The organism is Actinomadura sp. NPDC000929, from assembly GCF_040492065.1.
In the GTDB taxonomy this organism is placed as follows: Bacteria; Actinomycetota; Actinomycetes; order Streptosporangiales; family Streptosporangiaceae; genus Spirillospora; species Spirillospora verrucosospora.
Window position 1 is genome coordinate 130498 of record NZ_JBEUPA010000003.1, and the last position, 22396, is coordinate 152893.

Annotated in this window: 7 protein-coding genes; 1 reads left to right on the forward strand and 6 read right to left on the reverse strand. The window is 71.4% G+C overall.

Going from position 1 to position 22396, the window contains the following annotated elements; translation table 11 throughout:
* Window positions 1–11: 11 nt before the first annotated feature.
* From ABWI04_RS02205 to ABWI04_RS02230, 6 genes are read right to left on the reverse strand one after another with little or no spacing between them, the layout of a single operon-like run.
* Window positions 12–1829 carry a hypothetical protein gene (locus ABWI04_RS02205; RefSeq protein WP_353831206.1) on the reverse strand — a complete coding sequence of 606 codons (1818 nt, stop codon included), beginning with the start codon at window positions 1827–1829 and terminating at the stop codon, window positions 12–14.
* The gene (locus tag ABWI04_RS02210) at window positions 1826–7063 is read right to left on the reverse strand and encodes a hypothetical protein (RefSeq protein WP_353831207.1); all 5238 of its coding nucleotides are present in this window, start codon (window positions 7061–7063) and stop codon (window positions 1826–1828) included. The genes ABWI04_RS02205 and ABWI04_RS02210 overlap by 4 nt, the downstream gene beginning before the upstream one ends.
* The gene (locus tag ABWI04_RS02215) at window positions 7060–10197 is read right to left on the reverse strand and encodes a hypothetical protein (protein WP_353831208.1); all 3138 of its coding nucleotides are present in this window, start codon (window positions 10195–10197) and stop codon (window positions 7060–7062) included. Before ABWI04_RS02215 ends, ABWI04_RS02210 begins: the two co-directional genes overlap by 4 nt.
* The gene (locus tag ABWI04_RS02220; RefSeq protein ID WP_353831209.1) at window positions 10194–11375 is read right to left on the reverse strand and encodes a Kelch repeat-containing protein; all 1182 of its coding nucleotides are present in this window, start codon (window positions 11373–11375) and stop codon (window positions 10194–10196) included. The genes ABWI04_RS02215 and ABWI04_RS02220 overlap by 4 nt, the downstream gene beginning before the upstream one ends.
* A 15-nt stretch (window positions 11376–11390) precedes the next feature.
* The gene (locus tag ABWI04_RS02225) at window positions 11391–16100 is read right to left on the reverse strand and encodes a DUF6603 domain-containing protein (RefSeq protein WP_353831210.1); all 4710 of its coding nucleotides are present in this window, start codon (window positions 16098–16100) and stop codon (window positions 11391–11393) included.
* Complete coding sequence (locus tag ABWI04_RS02230) at window positions 16093–18639, reverse strand: hypothetical protein (RefSeq protein ID WP_353831211.1); 2547 nt, start codon at window positions 18637–18639, stop codon at window positions 16093–16095. Before ABWI04_RS02230 ends, ABWI04_RS02225 begins: the two co-directional genes overlap by 8 nt.
* A gap of 927 nt (window positions 18640–19566) precedes the next feature.
* On the opposite strand from ABWI04_RS02230, the gene ABWI04_RS02235 reads away from it, so the two are divergent.
* Window positions 19567–22320 carry a hypothetical protein gene (locus ABWI04_RS02235; protein WP_353831212.1) on the forward strand — a complete coding sequence of 918 codons (2754 nt, stop codon included), beginning with the start codon at window positions 19567–19569 and terminating at the stop codon, window positions 22318–22320.
* Window positions 22321–22396: the final 76 nt, after the last annotated feature.

Below are 22396 nucleotides of genomic sequence, written 5' to 3' on the forward strand. Positions count from 1 at the left end.
ACGGTTCGGCTTCAGGTGAGGGGTTCGGTGTCGGCGGGGAGGTCGAAAGTGAGGCCGCTGGAGCCTTCGCCGCGGCCGGCGCCGCGGCGGGCGCTGAGCCAGACGGCGACGCGGCCGTTGCCCCAGCGGGTGCGGTTGTAGGCGACGGTGACCTTGGTGCCGGTCTGCGGGACCTCTTCTTCGTTGAGGAAGTACGAGCGTTGCGGGGCGGCGTCCAAGCCCTCGCGGAGGATCGTGGTGCGGGGGCGGACGGGCTTGGCGTCGATCTCGCTGGGCATGGCGGCGCGCTGGAGCTGGATCTTGCGGCTGTCGCCGGGGACGTGCACGGGGATGAACGGAATCCAGTGGCCGGGGACCGAGGTCATGGCCAGGTAGGCGATGGGGGCCAGCGGGGCGGTGGGGGGCGTGGGCGGGAACAGGCGGCGGCGCTGGGCGAGGATCTCGGCGGCGACCTCGCCGCCGCGGCGGCCCGGGCCGGTGGGCAGCCGTACGGTCTGCTCGATGCCCCACACCATGTTGGCGTTCTCGTCGCGGATGAGGTCGACCTCTTCCAGGACGGGTCCGTCGGCGACCTTGGGGACGGTGGGGGCGAGGAACAGGCCCGTGTCGGCGGGGACGGCGTCCGAGCCGATGGTGTCCAGGGTGAACATGGACCAGCGCTGCCAGTCGTTGTCGGGCCCCGCACCGGCGGGCGTGATCCACAGGCGCTGGCCGAAGACGTCGGTGACGGCCAGGCCGCGCAGTGAGGCCAGCGTTCCGGTGGGCAGGTCGCACGGCAGGTAGAACCAGTCGTTGCTGTAGACGAGGGCGAACTCCAGGACGACCAGGCGGGCCATGTCGGTGCGGTCCGGGCGGACGGCGGCGAAGTTGGTCTTGCCGTCCTCCACCGCCCACCAGCGCGGCAGCGGCATGCCGGAGTAGCGCACCGGGGCCGGGAAGACCGTGCGGTTGATCGGGGCGGGCGGTGCGGCGGCCCCGCCCACCCGGGTGCCGGGGTCGATGGAGAAGGCATGCCAGTCGAGCTCGCCGCCCGGATACTCCTGTGCGGTCAGCACCTTCTCCGCGCCCCCCGGCTGCCCCGCGGCGACCGAGAACCGATGCTCCAGGCGGCGCGGATCCCAGGTGGCGTCGCCCGCGGGCTGATCGATCAGGCCGTCGAACCAGCCGACCAGCCGGACGCCCAGCTCGTTGATCAGCCTGCGGTGCGGGGGCGCGACATGGTCGATGCCGTCGGCGGCCTCATGCCCCGCCTTGATGCGAAGGTACAGCTCGTACCCGTCCATCCGGCGGCCGGCGACGGCCTGCAGCGTGGACCAGACCTCGGGGTGGGCCACCCGCGGGGTGTCGGCGTCGCTGGCCGGGGACGGCAGTGCGATGGGATACAGCTCGACGAAGTCCTGCCGATGGTGGTGGATCTGCGGGTGCAGGCTCATCAGTTTGAGCCAGCGGCGGCCGATGGCAAGGCGCAGATCGTACGAGATCCGCTCCGGCCCGAAGGCGAACGGCAGCGCCCGGCGCTCGGCGACGTCCTCCAACGGACGGTCGGCGGGCAGATTCTCAGCCGAGCCGCCCAACGCGGACTGGAACCGGCTCGGAACCGCCATCCCCACGGAGTACATGGCGGTGACCGGCGTCCCGGCGTCGGAGCCGCGGAACTCGCCGAGCTGCCATTGCCGGGTGAGCAGCCACAGCGCGTCCCGCACCTCCACGCGCAGGGCCCGCTCGAAGTCCGCCGTGCGGGGACGTCCCTCCAGCCGGTTCCACAGGCCGACGGTCGGGAACTCCCGCTCCGCCAGGGCCTTCGGCAGGTTCTCGATGCGCTCTGTCATGGGTTCTTCCCGCGCAGATTGTTGGTCGCGAAGTCGGTGCCGATGGTGATCGGCTTGCTGGCGGCCGACACCAGCGTGGCGGGCAGCAGGTGGGCGTAGGCGGTCTCGTCCAGGTGCGCGGGCTCGACGGCGCGGGCCTTCATCAGGTCGTACGTCTCGTGCAGCGCCGCCACCAGGTCGTCGGCGTTCCACGTCCCGGTACGGGTGGGCGGGGTGACCAGCAGCATGGCCTGCGGCGGCTCGGAGTCGGGCTTGTCATAGTGCAGCGCGATCCCGGTCGTCTCCTTCTGCGCCGGGATGACCTCGGTCCACTCGTCCAGCAGCAGACCGCAGAAGTCGACGGTCGGCGGAGTGGGTTTGGCGGCGTAGTGCGCGGTGAACAGCAGCCGGTCCTCATCCAGCGTCGTGCCCGGCGCGAACTCCATGGCCAGCCAGTGGTCGTCCGTCCGGTACGGCAGCTGGATCGGCACCAGCTCAGGCTCCTCGAAGCCGGGCAGATGGCCGAGCAGTCCCCCGTCACGGCGGAGCGCGTCGCTCAGGATCGTTACCTGCTCCCACAGCCGCGGCTTCTCCCTGACTCGGGCGATGCCGTGCAGCCAGTCGTCCACCGGGAAGTCGCGCCCCGCGTCCTCCAGGTGCTCGATCAGGTCGCCGCTGTCGTCGCGGGCCTTCTTCCAGTCCGAGGCCAGCGCGGCCGACGGGGTGTATTGCGGTACGGCCAGTACGTCCTCGCCGAGCAGCGCCTTGAGGGTGTCGAGCGCGGCTTCCACCCGGTCGGGCCCGGGCACCGCCGCATCGTGCTCGATCAGCGCCGCGTCGGTGGCGGTCAGCCGCTCCACGATTTCGGCTTGCAGCGCCCGTGCCCGGTCCAGCAGTTCCTTCCCGTACGCGACGACCAGGTCCTGGTGGGGGGTCAGCGTCAGCCCGGCCGGGTCCAAGCCGGTCAGCGGCAGCAGCGCGGCGACCTCGGCCAGCAGCCCGCTCAGCGTCTTCTGGCCGGTGCCGGCGACCTCGCGCAGATCCCGCAGCTTGTTCTGGAACACCTGCCGCCGGTTGTTGATGATCGAGCGCAGCCGCTGAGGCGTGTTCGGGCGCGGCGCGGTCGGCGTGGTGGTCAGCAGCCGCTCGATCCGCTCCAGCAGCCGGAACCGCTCCGCGGCCACGGTGGCCGCAGGGAGCGCGTCGTAAGCGGCGATGAGCGCGTTGGCGTCGGCCAGCGCCTTGGCCATCCGGCCGGCGACCTCGTCGACGGCCGCGAGCACCTCGGTGTAGCGGTCCCGCCGCCACCCGGCGGCCTCGCCCCAGCCGCTGCGCACCATGCCGAATCCGCCCGCCGTCGCGATCAGATCCCCGTACCGGCGCAGGAACGCGTCGATGCCGCTGATCAACTCGCTGCGCCGGACCGGCGCAGGCGGCTCCGGGAACAGCGGCCCGAGGTCGTTCAGGTAGCCGGTGACGGCCGTGCGCAGCGCCACCAGCGCGTCCCGCACCGCCACCAGCCGCTCGCGGGGCAGCGTCACGGCCGCGTCGGCGGAGCGGTCGACCGGGGCGTCCCCGGCGGCCGGGATCAGGTCGGTGGGCCGCACGGGCCGGGACGTGGTCAGCAGCGAACGCAGAGCCGCGATCAGTGGCGACAGCTCGAAGAACGTCACCTTGCCGGTGATGCGCCTGGTGTGCTCGATCACCAGCCGCGCGTCCGGACGTGGCTGGTCGCGGGTGGCGACCACGCCGATGATCCGGTCGTCCAGATCGGTCATCGACGCCTCGCTGGCGGGCCGTACCGCCCACAGCAGGTCGATCGGCCGCAGCCGCAGGTCCCGCTGGGTGACCACGCTGCTGCGGGCCACCCCGTTCACCGGGTCGGTCCAGGTGACCAGCGCGGCCACATCCCGCTGGTCGGGCAGCAGCGTGGGCAGCCAGTCGTCCACGGCGGGCTCGGCCTTGGCGCGCGGGCCTTCGCCCTGCACGGACGGTGCGCTGTGGCCCGGCCGGATGCCCGGCGTCAGCTGCAGAGCCATCCGGTGGGTCAAGGTGGTGCCGCTGCGCGGTGTCCGGACCACCTCGGGTTCGGGCGCGACGCCTTCCTTCGCGTAGGCGTCGAGGGTCGTCGTCGCCCGCTCGGGATTGCCCGCGAGCACCTGGTGCGTGCTTTCGGCCACCGCCAGGTCCGCCAGCGCGTCGTGGGTGTCGAGGAGCCGGTGCACCTCCTCGTTGATGGCCCTGCGCTGGTCGGCGTCGGGGTCCGGGAGCCCCTGGGCGCCGAACGGGTAGACGTCCGCGCCGGGCACCTGGGTCACCCGCCGCACGAGTTCGAGGCCGTCGATGACGTTGCGGGCCTCGACCAGCTCGACGGCGGTGCCGGGGGACGGCTCGGTCTCCTCGATGCGCCCGGCCCGCAGCGGGAAGGCCCCGCGTAGCGCGGTGATGAACGAGTCCAGCTCGGCATCCGGATACCGGTCGTGCAGGGCCCGTTCGAGCCGGTAGCCGAGCAGGGCGCCCAGCGACTGGCCCCGCCGCAGCCCGTCCAGCAGGGTCAGCGCCACCCGGACCCGTTCGGAACTCAGGTTGACGGCGAACGTGTGCCGGTCGGCGGGACTGGCGTTGGCGATGTATCCGGCGCGGAGGACCGCGGCGGTCGTGGCCTGCGCGGGCGAGGGAGCGTGAATGTATCCGCCGTTGGCCTTGTCGTGCATCAGTGGCTGCGTGCCCGGCGGGTTGAACAGCTGCCCGAGGTCGCCGCTCAGCTCGACCGGCGTCATGCCGGGGCGCGGCTTGGGCCGTACCTCCTCCAGCCAGCCGTACGCACCGAGGTGGATGCCGCGCCGGGCCGGTCCCGTGCCGGACGCCCCGTAGCGCAGCTCCGCGAGCCGCTCGTTGACCAGCCCCAAGCGCCAAGCGTCGAGCCGGTACGTCGCGCAGTCCAGGTGCTCGGTCAGCACCCGTTCCAGCCGGGCGGTCGGCAGCCCGGCCAGGTGTTCCAGCGCGTCGATCTGTTCGGCGAGCTGCACGGTGGCCGGGCTCTGCCTGATGACCTCGGGGATGAAGCTCGCCACCAGCCGGTCCGGGCTGCCGGTGATGGCTCGGTCCGGCGAGTACAGCTGGCGGAACCGGCTCTCGCTGTCCACCGGGGGTGCGCCGGGCCGGTTGGGACGTACGTGGACGAACAGCGGATCGCGCGCGGGTGGCACCGTGCTCCCGGCTGCGGCGGCCAGGCGGCGGGCGGCGTCCTCCCAGGCGAGCAGGACCGCGTGCCGCGCCAGCAGATACAGCAGCGCCGCGGGCGGCTTGTCGCCGTTGAAGCCCAGTTCGAGCCGGACGGTCTCCAGGTCCTGCTCGGCGTGCTGGGCGAGCCAGTGCAGGTAGTTGCCGCCGTCGGGAAGGTACGCGCGGATGTGGTCGCTCTCCGACAGCGGCCGGTCGTCGACCAGCGGTCCGAGCAGTGGATACTGGTCGCCCACGAACAGCCGCCGGATCACCTCCGGGTCGGCTCCAGGCGGGACGGCATAGCCGAGGCGGTTGAGCAGGGCACGGATCGGCTGCGGCATGTTGAGCTGGTCCAGCGCGGGGATGACGCGCGGGCCGCCGCTGTTGAGGTTCTCCCGGTTGAAGATGTCCTCGACGCTCTGCGCGTACCGCTGGTAGAACTCCGCCGACGTCGGATGCAGCGCCAGGATGTCCAGCAGCAGCTGATGGGGGTCGCCGCCCTTGCCCAGGTAGCTGACCTTCGCGAGGGCCTTCTGCCAGTCCCCCGCCGCCACGCTGAGGAGCTTGTGCAGCCCGCGGCGGTGCGTCGCGCCTTCCGGGAAGGACATCTTGGAGAAGGCGGTGGTGGGCAGGATGCCGTACGGCTGCCGCCCTATCTTGACCGCCGGGACCGGGCCGCGCCCCGACACGTACCGCACGAAGAACTCGCGCGTCTGGTCGACCACCTGCTCGGACAGGATCGGATGCATCATGCCGCGCAGGTACGCGCCCCAGGTCGCCGGCCACAGGGCGACGTTGGCCGCGCGGGCGTCACGCTGGTCGGTGCCGTCGGCGTTGGGCATGCCGGTCAGCACGGCCGGGTCGATGCCGAGCAGGTCGGCCAGCCACTGCCCGTCGGTCCGGGTCCGCCAGTCGTCAGGCGCGTCCGCCGCCGCGAACCCGAAGGCGGTGCGCAGCGCTGCCTGGGCTTCGGCGCGGCGGTCCTGCCCGGCGGGGGCGGCCTCGCTGTTGTTGGTCGGGGTGCCCTGTGGCAGCAGCCCGTACCCGGACGGGCTGCGCAGCTGCCGGGTGATGAGGTCGGCCAGCTGGACGGCCGTCTGCTCGGGGCCGGACCGCTCCCGCAGCCCGAACACCAGTAGCCGGTCCAGGCCGTTGCGGATCTGCGGGGTGAGCGGGATGCGCAGGCCCATGCCGAGTGTCACCGCCCGCCCGAAGTCGGTCAGCCACTGGAGCTCGTCGGGCACCCGCAGCGCGCCGGTCCGCTCATCCACCTTGAGCTGTTCGTCGGCGTCGGCCTCGGGGTCGGGGCTGACCGCGAGCGCGTCGGGCACCGCCTCGCCGGTCGCCGTCAGCACCCGCTCGCCGCCCACGTATCCGAGCACGGTGAAGCGGTCCGGCAGGAGCCTGGCCTTCGCCGCCTGGGTCCACGACTGCTCGGCCAGGCTTCCCGCGGCCGGCGGCGGCAGCACGAGGAACGCGACCATCACCGCGTCGTCGACGGCGGTAGGCGCGGCGTCAACGCCCACCGGCCGCCGGGTCCGGATCGTGTCCGCCCGGCCGGCCCCGACGTCGGCGCGCAGCGCGGTGTCGGCGGCGCGCAGCTTGGCCCGGTCGCCGTGCGCGCGCCACACCGCCGTCCAGTACGTGACGGTCGGTTGCCGGTCCGCGGCCGGTACGGCCTGGCCGGTCACGACCACCAGCACGGTCGCGCCCTCCGGCACCGTCACGGGCCGGTCGGCGAGGTTGGCGGGGGTACGGGTCCGCAGCAGCCAGCCGGCCCGGCCGCCGGGCACCCGAGCGACCAGCTCCTGCCAGGCCGCCTGCTCGGCCACCGCGTTTCCGCCGGTCCGCCAGTGCGCCGTCCAGTACGCGTCCACCGCGGCGATCTCGGCGCGGGTCGGCTTGGGCTCGAACTTATCGGTGCACCACTCGTCCGGGAAGATCCGTACCAGCAGCTCGGTGGCGGTGAACCGGGTCTCCACCCGGACCGGGCCGAGCAGTACCGGGAAGTCGTCGCTGAGCGCGGTCACAGCAGCATCTCCTGAGCGTGGACGGCCATCAGCACCGGAGCCTGGAACAGCATGTAGGCCACGTCGGCGGAACTCAGCCCGCCGTGCCAGACGGGCAGGAACGCGTCCTCCAAGTGCTGGTCGTTCTTCTCGGCATCGGCGGCGGGGTCGTCGAAGTCCTTGAGCGGGACCTGCACAGTGCTCGTGTCCAGCCGGATGAACCCGGTCCCGCCCGGATCCACGTCGGCCCACGTCAGGTCGTTCCACACCTCGACCGGGGTGGGCGGGCCCTCGTCCGCGCCGAACCGGGGGTCGCCGGGACGTTCCTGGATCACGAAGAACCAGCCCGCCGCGCCGGTGGCGAAGTCGCCCTTGGCCTCGGCCGCCGTCAGGTCGAAGCCGAGCAGGGTCAGGTCGGGGTCCACCTTGGCCTCGTACAGCGGGAGCCTGATCTCCTCCAGCGTCGGGTGCGCGGGGTCTGCGAGTTCGACCGGGACCCGTTCCTGGGCCGGGTCCGGCGGTCCCGCCTCGGGCTGCCAGCGGGCGCGGTGCGCGTAGATGGCGGCGTTCGGATACTTCCTCAGCAGGTCGCCGCGGATGACCAGAACGAGGTCGTCGGCCTGCTCGCCGGTCTCCCGCGCGTCGTTCTCACCGAGTTCGGCGGCCTTCGGCCAGGTGTGCAGCGGCTGGATGTCGTACTGCTTCACGCCCCCGCGCGTGTCCCAGAACTGCCGGAAAGGCGAGCCGCGCTGGTCGGTGGGGTACTCGCGCCAGAGCAGCTCGCGGGCCATCTCGTGGTTGAGTCCGACGAGGTAGGACTCGATGAACTCCTGGTTGGTCTCCAGCAGCGTCACCGTGTTCCGCGGGATCAGCCCGAGGTTCGGGGCGAAGTAGTCCACCGACAGGTCCAGCAGCGCCTTGTACATCGGCAGGTCGATGACGGGATACGCCATCGCCTCGATGAACCGCTCGGCGAACGACCGCAGCCGTTCCGGCAGGCTGACCGACGTCAGCAGGCTGGTGGGCACGGTCTTCTCGGCGCGCAGGCCGGTCATCATCGCGTCGGTGGTGGCGCGGACGTTCAGCGGCTCGTCGCCGCCCTCGGTCCGGCCGCCGACGCCCGCCGCGTGCCAGCCCCGGTAGATGTCGCGCAGCCCGTCCTTGAAGCGCTTGGCCTCCTCGCTGTCGGCTCCGCCTTCGGAGGGGACGAACGTGTCGCCCGGCAAGGTGATCCGGAAGTCGGCGCTGCGCGGAAGCCGGTCGACCGGATCGGCTGGGTCGGCCTCGATGGCGGCCGTGAGCCCGATCGGCGGTGGTGCCGGGTGCAGGACATCGGTCAGCTGCTCGGTCGTCACCACCGCGTCGGGAGTCTCCTTGGCGCCGGCCGCCGTCACGGGGTCGTCCGGGTCGTCCATCCGCGGGATCAGCGCGTCGGGCGGCGTGGTCTCACTGAACGGCAGGTCGCGGATCAGCCGCCCCGGCCGCAGCATCCGCCGCATCGGCGGGGACAGCGGCGCGGCCGTCACGCGGCTGCGCGCCACGTGGAACCCGACCGCGACCCGCTCGCCCTCGACCGCCGCCGCCCCGCGCACAGCACGATCACGCGTGGTCACCCGCGAGTTGGCGGGAGCGGTGAGCACGAGGGCCTTGCCGGACGGCACCGGCTCCTCGGCCAGCATGATCGGTGCGCCGGCGGGCTCCACATGCTTGGCCTGCAGCACGGTCCCGACCTCGCGGGCGAGCTGGGCGGCGCGGATCTTGGCGTTGGCCGCCAGCACGTCGCCGACCTGCGCCCAGGCGGCGACCATGAACTCCTCCTGCCGCTCCTGGACGACGCGGGTGCCCAGGTGGGCGGCGACGCGGTAGCGCGGGTCCAGGTTGAGCCGGTGCACCCAGTTGCGGTCGGGCGTGATCGGGCTGCCGTCACGCTCGGTCAGCAGCCGGTTCGCGGGGGCGTGCCAGCGCCCGTACAGCGGCGGGGTGATGATCGGATCGACCTCGCCCGCCACGTCCTGCACCCCGTGGGCGGCGTGCGCGGCGGCCGGGGTCTGGTCGAGGTAGGCGTCGGCCAGGTTGACCAGTCCAGCGAGGGCCTTCTGGAACGGATGCGGGTACGGCTCGTCCCACTTGTCGTAAACGTCGCCCTTGGGACGGTTGGGCGACTGGAGTGCGCCGCCCAGCTTGAGCACGCCGTGCAACTCCGCCGGGCTGGTGATGGGCGGCAGCCCCGGCCCGGCCGAGTTGTGCACGTCGAGGTCGCGGCGGCCGATGGCCGGGTCGGCGGGCCGGGGCTCCAGCAGCCGGACCAGGTACTCGAAGTCGCCCGCGCTGCCGGTGCCGAAGAACCAGCGGTGGTAGTACGGCAACGTCGCGGGCTCGGGGCGGCCTGGGTAGTCGGGGCCCCAGCTGGAGTGCAGCGCGCCGGGCGCGGTGGCCGGGTCCAGGCCGAGCCCGGCCAGGCGGCCCGTCTCGAACGCGGGGACCAGGAACGCGTGGTAGCCGGTGTCGGGCTTGAGCCGCCGCGGGCACATCAGCCGCGAGCACGCCAGATCGGCGTTGGTGATCAGCACCTGGCGCAGGGCGGCGAGCGCACCGGCGGGATCGTCGTTGGCGACCAGGCCGTCCAGCGCGCCGTTGACGTGCACGTGCGCCCAGGCGCCGAGCTGGCCCGGTGGCGGCAGCGTCCCGGCCGGGTCCTTGACCTGGATCGACGGCAGCGGCCGCCCGGCGACCGCGCCCTCGGTGAACTCCGCGCCCGGGTCGCCCGCCGGCTCGGCCGCCCCGGCGAGCACGACGAGCGCCAGCCAGGGCAGCAGCCGCTTGGTGGCCCCGTCGGGCGGGGCCGGGCTGTAACTCCACGGCAGGCCCTCGTCGTAGAACTCGATGTGCGCCAGGTAGTTGGGCTCCACGTTGGTGATCCAGGGCCGCGGCTCCACCCGCGAGATCACCCGGGGATCGACCCCCACCACGTCGCCCGGCCCGTACATCTGCACGGCCTTCTCGACGTCGCGGGTGATCGTGCCGCCGGACACGCCGTCCCCGGTCAGCCGCAGCTTGACCGGGATGACCGCCCGGTCGGCGGTGCCCGGATCGGTCGTGATCCGGGTGCTGAGGCCGGTCCGCAGCCACGGCAGGAAGGAGTACGCGTTGCTCACGGTGTCACCGGGCCGGTGCCGAAGATCTCGCTGGTGGCGGTGACCTCGGTGGCGCCGGGGCCGGCGGCGGCAAGGCCCGCGCGGGCGATGCCGCCGGTGACCAGTACCGTGCCGCCGGTCAGCGGGACGGCGGCGAACCCCCACCGGCCCACCGTCAGACCGCCCGCCGGGCTCCAGTTCCGGGTGGCCGCGTCGAAGATCAGCGCGCTGGCGTAGCCGACGCCGTTGTCCGGGGTGTCGGTGCCGCCGGCCACCAGCACCTTGCCCCCGCCCAGGGAGACCGACCGATGCAGGCCGCGCCCGGCGGGCATGTCCTGCACCGCGCTCCACACGCCCGCGACGGGGTTGAACGTCTCGGCGGTGGCCCTGCTGAACGGGTCGAAGGTGCCGTTGCCCGGTGCGCCCGGAGGACTGCCGCCACTGGCCAGGACGGTGCCGTCCGGGAGCAGCGTGGCCTGGTGCCCGCTGCGCGCCACCAGCAGGCTCCCGGTCGGCGTCCAGGTACCGCCGGTGCCCGAGGCCGGATCGTACAGCTCGCAGAAGGCCAGGGCCGCGTCGGTCTCGCGGGACACGGGTGCGCTGCCGCCGACCACCAGCACCTTGCCGGTGTTGAGCACGAGCGCCGGGTGGCCGCAGCGCGCGTCGGTCATCGCGGTGACCTCCGTCCACGCGCCGGTGTCCGGGTCGTAGACCTCGGCCGAGCGCAGCGCCTTGACCGACTGCCCGGACCGGGTGGTGCAGCCGCCCGCGACGAGCACCTTACCGTCGGGCAGCAGCACCGCGCTGTGCCCCCACCGGCCGGTCTTCAGGCTGCCGGTCGCGGTCCAGGTGCCCTGAGCGGGGTCGAACACCTCGGCGGAGGCCAGTCCGGCGGACGGGAACGTCGCCGCCCCGGTGATGCCACCGGTGACCAGCACCTTGCCACTGCCCAGCAGGGTGACGGTGTGCAGCCGCCTGGCGGTGTGCAGCGCGGCGGCGGCCGTCCACGTCTTGGCGGACGGGTCGTACAGCGACACTTGCCCCAGCGCTTCTCCGGCGGCGCCGGCTCCACCGGCCACCAGGACCTTCCCGCCGGCGAGGACGACCGGGCTGTCATGCTGGCCGGACCACACGCGCGCGGAGGGAAGGGCCCCGGTGCTCGTCCACTGTCCGGTAGCCGCCGCGGTGGGACTGGTCATGGGGTGCCTCCGTCGTCAGGGCGTGAAGATCTCGGCGGTCGGGGTGAGGATGTCGGTGCCGGGGTGCGGGGCGGCAGCGGCCGAGCGGGTCCGGCCACCGGCCACGAGCACCCGGCCGTCGGGCAGGTCGATCACGGCGAACGCCCACCGGCCGGTGGCCAGGCCGCTCGCGGGGGTCCAGGTGCCGGCGGCCGGGTCGTACAGCAGCGCACTGCGGAAGCCGCCGTCGAAGGCGGGGGCACGGGTGCCGCCCGCCACGAGCACCAGGCCGGACCGCAATGGCAGGGCGCGGTGCCGGGTACGCCCGCCGGGCATGTCGCGAACCGCCGTCCATGTGCCGGATCCGACGGTGAAGCGTTCGGCACTGGCGAGGGCGGCGGAGTCGTACGGACCGCGCGCCGGGCCGGTCGGGGCATCGCCGCCGGTCACCAGGACGGTGTCGTCGGCGAGCAGCGTCGCCTGGTGACCGGCGCGAGGTGTGGCGAGCGAGCCGGTCGGGGTCCATTCGCCGGTCGCCGGGTCGTAGATCTCGCAAAAGCCGAGCGCGGCGCTGGTCCGGCCGGTCTTGAGGACGCCGCCGACCACCAGGACCCGGCCGTCCGCGAGCAGTACGGCTTGGTGGTCGGAGCGGGGGTCGGTCATCGCGGTCTCGGTCCACTGCCGTTTGGCCGGGTCGTACACCTCGGCGGACGCGAGCGAGTTGCCGCGGGCGCCGGTGCCGCCGGTGACCAGGATCCTGCCGTCGCGCAGCACGGTGGCACTATGGCCGGACCTGGCGGTGCGCATCGACGGAACGTCGCTGCTCCAGGTCGCGGTGAGCGGGTCGAAGATCTCGTTGGTCGCCAGGGGCTCGGTCTGGGTCACGCCGCCGGCGGCGAGGACCCGGCCGTCCGGCAGCAGGCAGAGGGTGTGCCCGTCGCGGGCGACCGGAAGCGGCGCGGCGGCGGCCCAGTTCCCGGCGATGGGATCGAAGAGCGCGGCGGCGGCGAGCGGCTTGCCCGCGGCGTCCTGACCGCCGGCGGCGAGAATCCTGCCGCTGCTCAGCCGTACCGCTGCCGGGGCGATGGCCGGGGTCGGCAGGGAGCCGGTGGAGGTCCACGACTGCGGGGCGACGGGCAGGGCGGCCGCCTCGGATTCGGGGATGACGTGCAGCCGGCCGATGAGCGCGGGGTCCGCCATGACCCACTCGGCGAGGGCCTCCTCGGCCGCCGCCTGGCTGCGGAAACTCGCCGCGGCCGAACCGAGCGAGGCCGGCGGGAAGGCCTGGGCGTTGTTGCGCAGGTGGGCGACCACGAAGCGCTGGCCCGTGACCTGCACGGTCTCGTCAGGGGTGTACGGCCGGCGCTGGTCGGCCTCGCGCTGCGACAGGGGTGAACGGCTGGTGCTGCTGCCCTCCAGAAGCCGGGTGAACACGGCCGGGCTGACGCTGGTCAGCGTCTTGGTGGGCGCGGCGGTGGGGGCGACCTGGCGGACGAGTCCGTCGGCCCGCACGATCGTACGGGTCAGCGGTCGTACGGTGCCGGGCCGGCGGCGCAGCCTGCTGTCGATGACGATCTGCTCGTAGCGGGCGCTGCGCTTGACGACGCGGGCGGAGGCGATCGCGCCCTGCGCCGCCACCAGCTCCAGCCCCGCGTCCTGGTCCTCGTACGCCGGTCGCGACAGTTTGGTCGCGTCGTCCATGTCCTGGAACTGAGCCATCGCGAACTTGTCGGCGGTGATGGAGGCGCGCACGAGGCCGCTGCCGGGCAGGGGCTCGACGGTGAACCGTCTGCCGTCGCGCGGCCGCTGCGCGCCGATGCGATCCAGCCGTACGGCGAGCGGGATCGCACGCTGGCGGACGAACAGCGAGCCGAGGGGGTGCAGCACCAGGTCCTCGGTCGGCGGCAACGCGCGCAGCGTGACCAGCGGGTTGCCGCCGCCGGTCGGCAGCCGGGTCTGCCAGCCTTCGGGCTTGGCGACCTCGCCCGCCAGGAGCGGGAGCACGTCGACCGGGGGCAGCGTGGTGTCGCGGTCCTCGCCCCAGGTGATATCGAAGTCGGCGGAGATCTCGAAGAACAGCAGCGAGATCGAGCCCCGGCCGTGCGCCCGGAACGGGGCCGGTCCTTCGAGCTGGAAGTCCAGGTCGATGCCGAAGAGGCCGACGCCGAACGCCTTGAGCGAGACCCCAGCGGAGATGGCGATGACGAAGCGGAACGGGGAGAACTGGAAGAGCGCGTCGAAGCTGAGATGCCCTGAGATGCCGAAGTCGTCGAAGCCCAGCACCATCTCGGCGCGCGCACCGAACTGCACCGTGTTGCTGGTGATCGCGAAGTAGCCGGAGACGGTGATCCGGGCGCCCGGCCGGTTGAGGATGTCCACCCGGATGCGGGGCGGCACCGGAAACGGCAGCGGCGGCGGCTTGTACGACGGGTGGAAGCCGCCGACGGAGATGACCAGGTCGGGGTCGTCGCCCCAGCCGACCAGCAGGCCCATTCCGCCCTCGAGGGTCATGAACAGCACGCGCGACTCGAAGAGCTGGGCGAAGAACCACAGGCGCTGCTTGTCGAACTCGATCGCGCCGACGAACTGCACCTGCAGGACCAGCAGCGGCAGGTCGGTGGTGGGCAGCACGCAGCGCAGCACCCCGAGGATGGCGATGTTGCCGGGGATCTCGATGATCACCGCGAGCGAGACCGAGACCAGCGTGGGGGTCCCCCAGCCGATCTTGGCCATCGGCCCGACCAGGAACGTGCCCTGCTCGGGCGGGAAGAACGCGCGCAGGTCCGACAGGATGCGCGGCGCGTTGGCCACCACGTCGCGCGGGAACATCACCGACTCGATCGAGCCGCTCCGCACCCCCTCCACCAGAGCCTGCAGGTTCATCCGGCGGTTCAGCCCGACGATCCCGCCCACCGCCAGCAGGGTGAAGCCGAAGCCGAGCTGGATGCCGGTGCCGAACTCGGCGGTGATGATCAGCAGCAGCGAGAAGCCCGTGGAGCCGTCCGGCATCCTGGTGGTGATCAGCCCGATCGCCTTGACGTCGAAGAGCCCGGCGAACTCCAGCTCCAGCGCCCCGCCGTACTCGCCCCTGGCCGGGTCGAAGAACAGGTAGCCGCCGCCGCTGACCACCCCGGCGTCCACCGACAGGCCCGCGCCCTTGGGCGGCTTGAACCCCAGCGAGACGTCCAGCGGGCCGAGGTTGCCGTCGTTGCCGGACGTGAAGCCGAAGGTCGCCGCCAGACCGAGCTCCTCGACGACCGCCTTGATCGGGCCGAGCTCGGCCTTGATCGTCGCGCCGAGGTTGATCGGCAGGCCGTCCGCGCCGGGGGCGGCCGAGACGGTCAGCGACTGGACGTCGATGGGGCCGAGGTCGAGGTGGACGGGCAGCTGGATCTCCAGGCTGGAGGTGCCGCGGAAGTAGAAGCCGGTGCGCTGGGAGACGCCGAGCGTCAGGTCGGCCCCGAAGGAGAAGCCGCCGTCCGGCACGATCTTGGCGATGAAGCCGTCGGCCTCGCCGGGATCGAAGACGAACTCCAGACCGGCCAGCTCGAACTCGGCGAACACGTCCGCCGCACCGTCGGACAGCCGGATGCCGCCGGTGCCGCCGACCTTGCGGAACTGCAACCGGGTCGCTCCGGGCGAGCCGAGCAGGACGATCGGGGCGGCGTCGGCGCCACCGCGCTCCGCCTTGACCACCAGCGAGCCGGCGGCGTGGGACGGCGAGCCGCCGCCGGCGAAGCCGACGATGATCTCGATCGGGCGGTCCGGCCGCACCCGCAGCCCGATCCCGCCTTGCAGATCCAGGTCGGTACGGATGGTGAGGGCGATGTCGTCGCCCAGCTGGAACCTGAAGTCCAGCGCGCCGTTGAAGGCGGGGATCAGCGCCAGGCCGGGCGGGTCCCCGGCTGCCGCCGGCACCGGCAGCAGCCTCATCTCGGCGGCCATCCGGCCCGAGGCCTGCGCCCGTTCGAAGAAGACCGCCCGGATGCCGCGCACCGGCGGGTCGGTCAGCTTGGGAGCGGTGCCTTGCAGGGCGGCCGCACTCGCCTTCGGGATCTCGGCGGTGGCGATGTCCACGCCGAGGGCCATCATCAGGTTGTCGACCTGCACGGCCAGCGCCTCGAAGTCGAAGTCCGCCTCGCCCCAGCCGAAGGCGTTCTTGAGCACCAGCGAGGGTTCGCTCAGCGTCTTGGGCAGGTCCGCCAGGTCGAGCCGGACGTTCATGTACGGCGGCCGATTGCCCTCAGCCGGTGCGTAGCCCGTCTTGACCACGCCCAGCGCGCGCAGTCCGAACCCGATCGACGGGTGGTACCGCTGCAGGTAGGTGATGACCAGGTAGTCGATGAGCTGGCCGGGGAACTTCTCCTTGAAGCCGTCCGCGCGCAGCGGCGCGGGGATGGCCGAGTCGGGTGCGGTCGCGATCGCCTTGATCGCGTTGACCACGTCCTGGAAGGCCCGCAGCACCCGGCCCACGTCGTCGGGCGAGATCTGCACGGAGGCCTCGCCGTCGCCCACGGAGCCGCCGACGTTGAGGCCGCCCTCGCCGAGCAGCCTGGTCAAACCGTCGTAGAGGGTCTCCACCCCGCTGCCGAGGTCGCGCAGCGGCTGCGGGACGTCCTCGGCGCGCCAGCCCAGCTTCTGCAGGAACGCGATGAAGGCCTCCGGGGAGGCGAGCGCCTCGCGCAGCGGCAGCAGCGCCTGCCCCAGCTCGGCCACCAGCCTGTCGAACGTGCCGGGCTCAGCCATTCTTCTTCGCCTTCGGGTAGAACATCGCGTCGAGGATGTTGTGATAGCCCGGATCGACCCGGTTGACGATCAGCCACTTGCAGACGAAGCAGAACTCGCCGTCGTTGTCCTCGTCGTCGGAGCGGCGCATCTTGCACGCTCCGGTCGGCCGGTAGTAGCCGCCCGCGAAGTCGAGCGCGCCCTCGTAGACGCCGATCAGTTTCGAGGACTTGCAGGGCGCTTTGAAGTCCGGAATGGACCTCGGGTTGTCGACCTCGTGCTTGGGATGCAGGACGTCGGGGTCGACGTTCAGCGGAAGCCTGTTGGCGGGCGTGGGAGTGGTCAGGTGTTTGCGGACCGCCGGCTCGACCACGGTGAGGAGCTGACCGGCGGCGTCCTTCAGCGGCACGTACACGGCCGAGCCCGCGGCGAACGTCGGGAACGGCGCGGGCGGCAGGCCCGGGCCGTCGAGCGTCATGGTGCCCAGCTCGGGCTCGATGTGGGCGATCTTCAGGTTGGTCAGGACCTGGGCGGAACCGGTGGCCAGCGGCAACTGGATCCCCTGCGGGCTGACGTGGAAGTTGCGCAGGTGCACCTCGGCAGGCGGGTTCTGCGCCGCGACCTTCTGCCACGGCGCCATGTATCGCTTGTCGATCACGATCTCGATGCCGCCGAGCCCCGGCGCGGAGTCGATCACCAGCCGTGCGGACTGGCGCATCCGGGGCAGCGCGAACCATTTGACCTTGGTGACGTCGATCTGCCGATCGGGCGCGGGGTTGATCCGTAGGAACCCCAGCATGCTCACGTTGTCGCCGAGGATGTCGTTCGTCGAGGTCGCGGGCGCGTTCGGGTCGTCTCCCCCGGAGTTCTCGTACTCGTCCATCAGGCCGAAGCTGTGGCCGAACTCGTGCGCGACCGTGTCGACGGTCTCGGTGAAGTTGACGTCGGGCTCCGACGACGGCTTGCGCCGCATCACCCGCTTGTCACCCGCGGCGTACTCGAACTCCACCCCGAGGCCCTTGTTGGTCGTCAGCGCCGTCAGGGTGTTGTTGTTGACGTTGCTGCCGCCGTTCACCTCGTCATAGGTGATGAGGGCGACCAGTCCGCGGCTGGGCTTGAAGTTGGCGTCGTCGGGCTCCCACACCGGTCCGATGTGATGGAACGGGGCGAACGCGTACTCCAGGCCCGCGAGGTACTGCAGGATCAGGTTGCCCGGATTGGTGCTGTCCCGGCCGGCGAAACGCTCAGGAGGATGCCTGCGGGGATCGGGCGTCAACGCCCTGGTCGCCTGTTCGGGCTCGTAGAACTCATAGAGCCGGGCGATGAACTCGCGCAGCCCCGGCGTGCCCGGCTGGTCGCTTCCGGGCGGGATCACCGCCGCGCTGCGGCCGGAGGAGCGGTCGCCCCACCGGCAGCCCAGATGCATCCCGAACAGGGTGTCGCGTGCGTGCAGGATCCCGGTCCCCTGGTGCTTCTTCCACGCCTCCAGCAGCGGGCCGTCCACCTTGTTGCGATCGAACCCGGTCAGCTCCTGCCCCGCCCAGATGTCCTTGAGGTTGGCCCTGTTCTCGTTGCGCATCGGAAGCCCGACCTTGGCGACCAGGTCCCGCAGCGTGTAGACGTTCTCGTTTTCGCTGACCGGGTGGATGAACGGGATGGGCACGCCGGTCCCCGTCGTCTGGTCCGCGTCGGCGACCCGGTGAGCGACGGTGGCGCAATGCTCCTGCGAGGCGCCGAAGGCCTTGAAGATGTTGAAGCTGCCCTCAAGCATCGGGTACGGCTGATGCCGGGGCTGGTCGAACATCTGGTCCACGACGCGAGTGACGATCTTGTCGAAGGTCCCTTCGTCGGACTTACGGAACCCTTCCGCGAGGAAGACGATGTTGTGCTGCTCGGCCGCGTGCGCGACGTTGGGCGTCTGGACCGGCTTCAGGTCGCGGCGGTGCTTGGCGTAGTTCACCACCCGCACGGGCAGTCGCTGGGTCTGGTTGACGAAGGTGCCCGTCAGGTCCACGGTCCCGGGGGTGCCGGTGGTCTCGCGCAGCCCGCGCAGCCGCCCCTGCGGGGTGACCACGAAGGTGGCGGTGTCGGCCGACGTCAGCGTCACGTACCCGTGCCCGGTGATGTCGCCGATCAGGTCCGTACCGGTCGGATCGTCGCTGAACTTGGCGTAGATCGACGGCTGGGCGTGCGCCACGGCGTCCACGGCGGTGGTGATGGAGTCATTGCCGAACCACCAGGCCACGATCGAGGTGTGCACCTGTAGCCGGCCGACGATGTAGTCCCTGCCGCGCCGGACCTGGAACAGGTACACCCCCGGCTGGGCGGCGGTGACCTGCCCGTTGGCGCTGTTGTACGCCGGCAGCGGCGGGAGAAGCCGCTGTCCGACCGGGCGATGCGGCGCGAAGAAGTCCACGTTGATCGCCCCCGGGGCGATCGGCGTCAGCGTGTACCCACCGGCCGTCACCACCCGGTCGAACACCTGCAGCGTCAACGGCGGCGTACCGGACAGGGCCAGGTGGAGATCGCAGTGCGGGAACAGCACGATGTCCGGTGTCATGAGCGCCCCCCATCCACGTGGGACTGCGGACGGCTCAACGGAACACGACCGATTATCGCCGTCAGTGATGCCTGGAATACTCACCGTGCCATCAGGAATATCCGGATGTCTCGTTACTGGCCGACTCTGGCCGCAACTATCATGATCGTGTCCTCAACTCACGGTCAGAACCCGTATTAACTCCGAACCGGAACTGCGAAACCAGGACCTGGCCTCACACAGCGGCCAGCGCGTTCACTATAGGGATCTTTGATATGGACAACCCCGTAAAAAAGCCAGAGTGAGCCTCGATAAACGGTCGAAGTATCCAATATGTTTCTCGACGCTCAGGGGACGAGTTCAGCCCGGTTCGAGGGCTGCCGGTTTCCGAAGCCCGTTGCACTGATCGCTGTAGGCCCTGGCCCACGCGGTCCAGCGGGCGGCTCCCGCGAGAGCGGTGCGATCACCTGCCGAGGAAGGTGCCGAGCGCGCTCTACCTGGCCAGTGGCCCGAATGCGTCATGACCGGTGTTGGCCCATGGTGGGTATGTCTCGGCGCCGATCCCACGGGCCACCCCAGTTGACAGGCGCCCGTGCAGCCTCACCTGAGTCTGGGATGAAACACCGACGCGAGCACACTGGGTGACTTGGTGGTCAATTCGGATGAGTAGACCGGGAGGGGCGGAAGCAGTCCCGTTTCGCGTTGTGACGGCTTGCCTGCATCGCTTCGGCCCGGAAATGCCGTCGCGGTAGCCGGATCACTTCGCAAGTGGGCGTTCCGACCGGCCCTCTCCAGAAATGCGAGTAAATTTGGGGCTAATGTTTTCGGTCCGTTGCTGTAGCGCCCTTGGGCGCCGGTTGCCCTGCCGGGAAGGCCGCGGGGACAGTGCCGTGAACCCGGTTCGACGGAAACTGGGATACAGCAAAGGGGCTGCTCTTCGTGGGCTTCATGCGGATCAAGAACACCGGGTACAACTCGGCGCTGGTGCTGCCGACCGGGGCATGGAAAACCATGTTCCTGCGCGGCGATCAGATGGCGCAGACCAGCGCGGCGGGCCTGGACCACAACGGGCCGATCGGCGCCACGAGCATTCACAGCGGGAAGCTGAACGGCATTCCCGAACCGTACAAGAGTGCCTGTGAGGGCGCGCTGATGCTGCCGATGACCGGCGGTTCCTGGCAGATGCTGCTGTTCAAGGGCGACCGGGTCTGCTGGTACCACTGGGACACCAAGGTCCGCAGCGAGGGGCCGGTCACCGAGTTGAGGCATGCCGACGGACTACCGGCCTGGGGCACGATGCTGCCCGTCGGCTACCGCGAGGGCGTGGACGCGCTGCTGATGGACTCCACGGCCGAGTCGCCGTACTGGACGACCTACGTCTTCAAGAACGAACGGGTCGCCACCATCGACTGGCGAAACGGCTGCACCCGGGAGTGCCGGATCTACGAGGGCGCGCAACCCACCGCGGGCTGGGCGAAGCTGCCGGCCGAGTGGCTGCGGGACTACGACCACGTACTGCCGCTGCCGGGCGCGTCGGACGCCAAACGCAGCCTGCTGGTCAAGGGCGGCAACGGGTGCGTGTTCAACTGGAAAACCGGCCCGGAGAAGACCGGCGCGCTCACCACGCTGATGCCCGAGCTGGCCGCGCTGCCCGCGCCCTACACCACGCAGTACAAGCCGATCGTGGGCCGCTGGGCCACTCCGGCCGCGCCCAATCCGGTCACCGTGCGTGTCGATCTGGACGGCCTGGGCGCGACGCGCCAGTTCAGCGGTGACTTCGACCTGGTCAGCGGCTCGACGCGGAGCCCCATGTACTCCTTCCGCGTCAGCGCGCCGGAGATCGCCGCCTCGGCCACCGAGGTGACCGCCACCGGCAGGGTGCGGTGGAAACCGGATTGGACCGGCTGCACCGCCAAGATCACAATCCCGCGGGTGACGCAGTCCTCCGCCGCCCCCGCCATGCGGGCAGAGTTCCGCTTCGACGACGGCAACGTCCCCACCTACGATCTGCCCTTCGAGTCGGCGCACCTGCGCACCATCGACGTGGAGATCGACACGATGGCCAACCGGGCCGCGCCGGCCTCGTACAACACCGCCACCGACGCGGTGGCGGGCCCGCCCGACTACGTCGACCGGGAGCTGACCATCGCCTCCGCCTTCGCTGAGGCGGGCATCGAGTTGCGCTCCGCGGGCACGGTCAACGAGGTCGGCACCGCCGACGCCGGCACCGACCTGAAATGGTCGGACTCCGAACTGCACACCGCGATGCTCCACAACTTCTCGGGCCACGCCGAGACCGAGCAATGGAAGCTGTGGGCGTTCGTAGCCAGCCGGCACGTCAACGACAGCACGGGCGTCATGTTCGATGTCAACGAGGGCAAGCAGCGGCAGGGAATGGCCGTCTTCTACGACCAGATCAGCGGCCAGCCCGGCTACTTCATCCTGGGCCTGTACGTCCATGAGCTCGGCCACTGCCTCAACCTGCAGCACTCGTGGCAGAAGAACGACTCCGGGGCCCCGCTCGGCCCCAGAAACGGCCATGGCGACCTGTCATGGATGCAGTACTGGAACCTGTACACCGCCGAGGACGGCAGTAGCGGCTGGGACGTCTTCTGGAGCCGGTTCCCGTTCACCTTCACCGCCAACGAGCTCGCCCACCTGCGGCACGCCTTCCGCTACGACATCATCCCCGGCGGGGCCAACTGGGCCGCGCAGGGCAGCGCCGCCTACAACACCAACGACCCGGCGCTCGCCGCGATGGGCGACCCGATCGCCGACGACTCCGGCCTGGCCCTCACCCTGTCGGCCCGGCCGTTCGCCTATGGCGAGCCGGTCACCGTCGAGATCAAACTCGCCCGCGACGGCCGTGATGTCACCGTGCACCGCGACCTGTCACCCAAGAGCGAATACCTCACCATCGCCATCACCGCCCCCTCCGGCATCACCCGGCCGTTCCGGCCGCTGGCCCGCCAGTGCAGCGGGCACGGCAACGACACCCTGACCACGTTGACCGCCGAGGCGCCCGCCCTGTACGAATCGGCCTACCTGGGCGCGGGCGCCGACGGCCAGTACTTCACCGACCCCGGGCTTTACACCGTCCGCGCCCTCTACACCGCACCCGACGGCTCCCGCGTGGTCTCACCCGACCTGACCATCCGGATCCGGCTGCCGCTCACCGGCGACGACCAGGACGCCGGTGAACTGCTCATGGGCGACCAGGCCGGCACCCTGATGGCCCTGCTGGGCTCGGACTCACCCGCCCTGCAAGCGGGCAACGACGCCCTGGCCGAACTGTCGGACCGCTTCCCCGACCACCCCCTGGCCGTCTACTCCCACCTCGCCCAGGGCGCCAACGCCGGCCGCCACTATCAGCACATCCGCGACGGCCGGCTTCACATCCGGCAACCTGACACCGAGGACGCCGTCACCCAACTGACCGCCGCGATCGACGCCTCCACCGGCTCGGGCGGCCTCAACGACATCACCCTCAACGCCGCCATGCGCCGCCTGGCCACCGTCCACGCCAAGGCCGGCGACCGCACCGCCGCCGGCGCCACCCTCGACCGCATGGTCGACCACTTCCGCGCCCGACACCTCCCCACGCACGTCCTGACCACCATCCAGGACCAGGCCGACGCCACCCGTCGGCAGATCATTCCCGGCGACCAGAACCGCCCCCACAAGGGTCGCAAGCGCACCTGATCCCCACCACCCCGGCCACATCGTGCGCCCGCCGCCAACAGGCGGCGGGCGCACACTCACCCGCTTCGACAAGCCC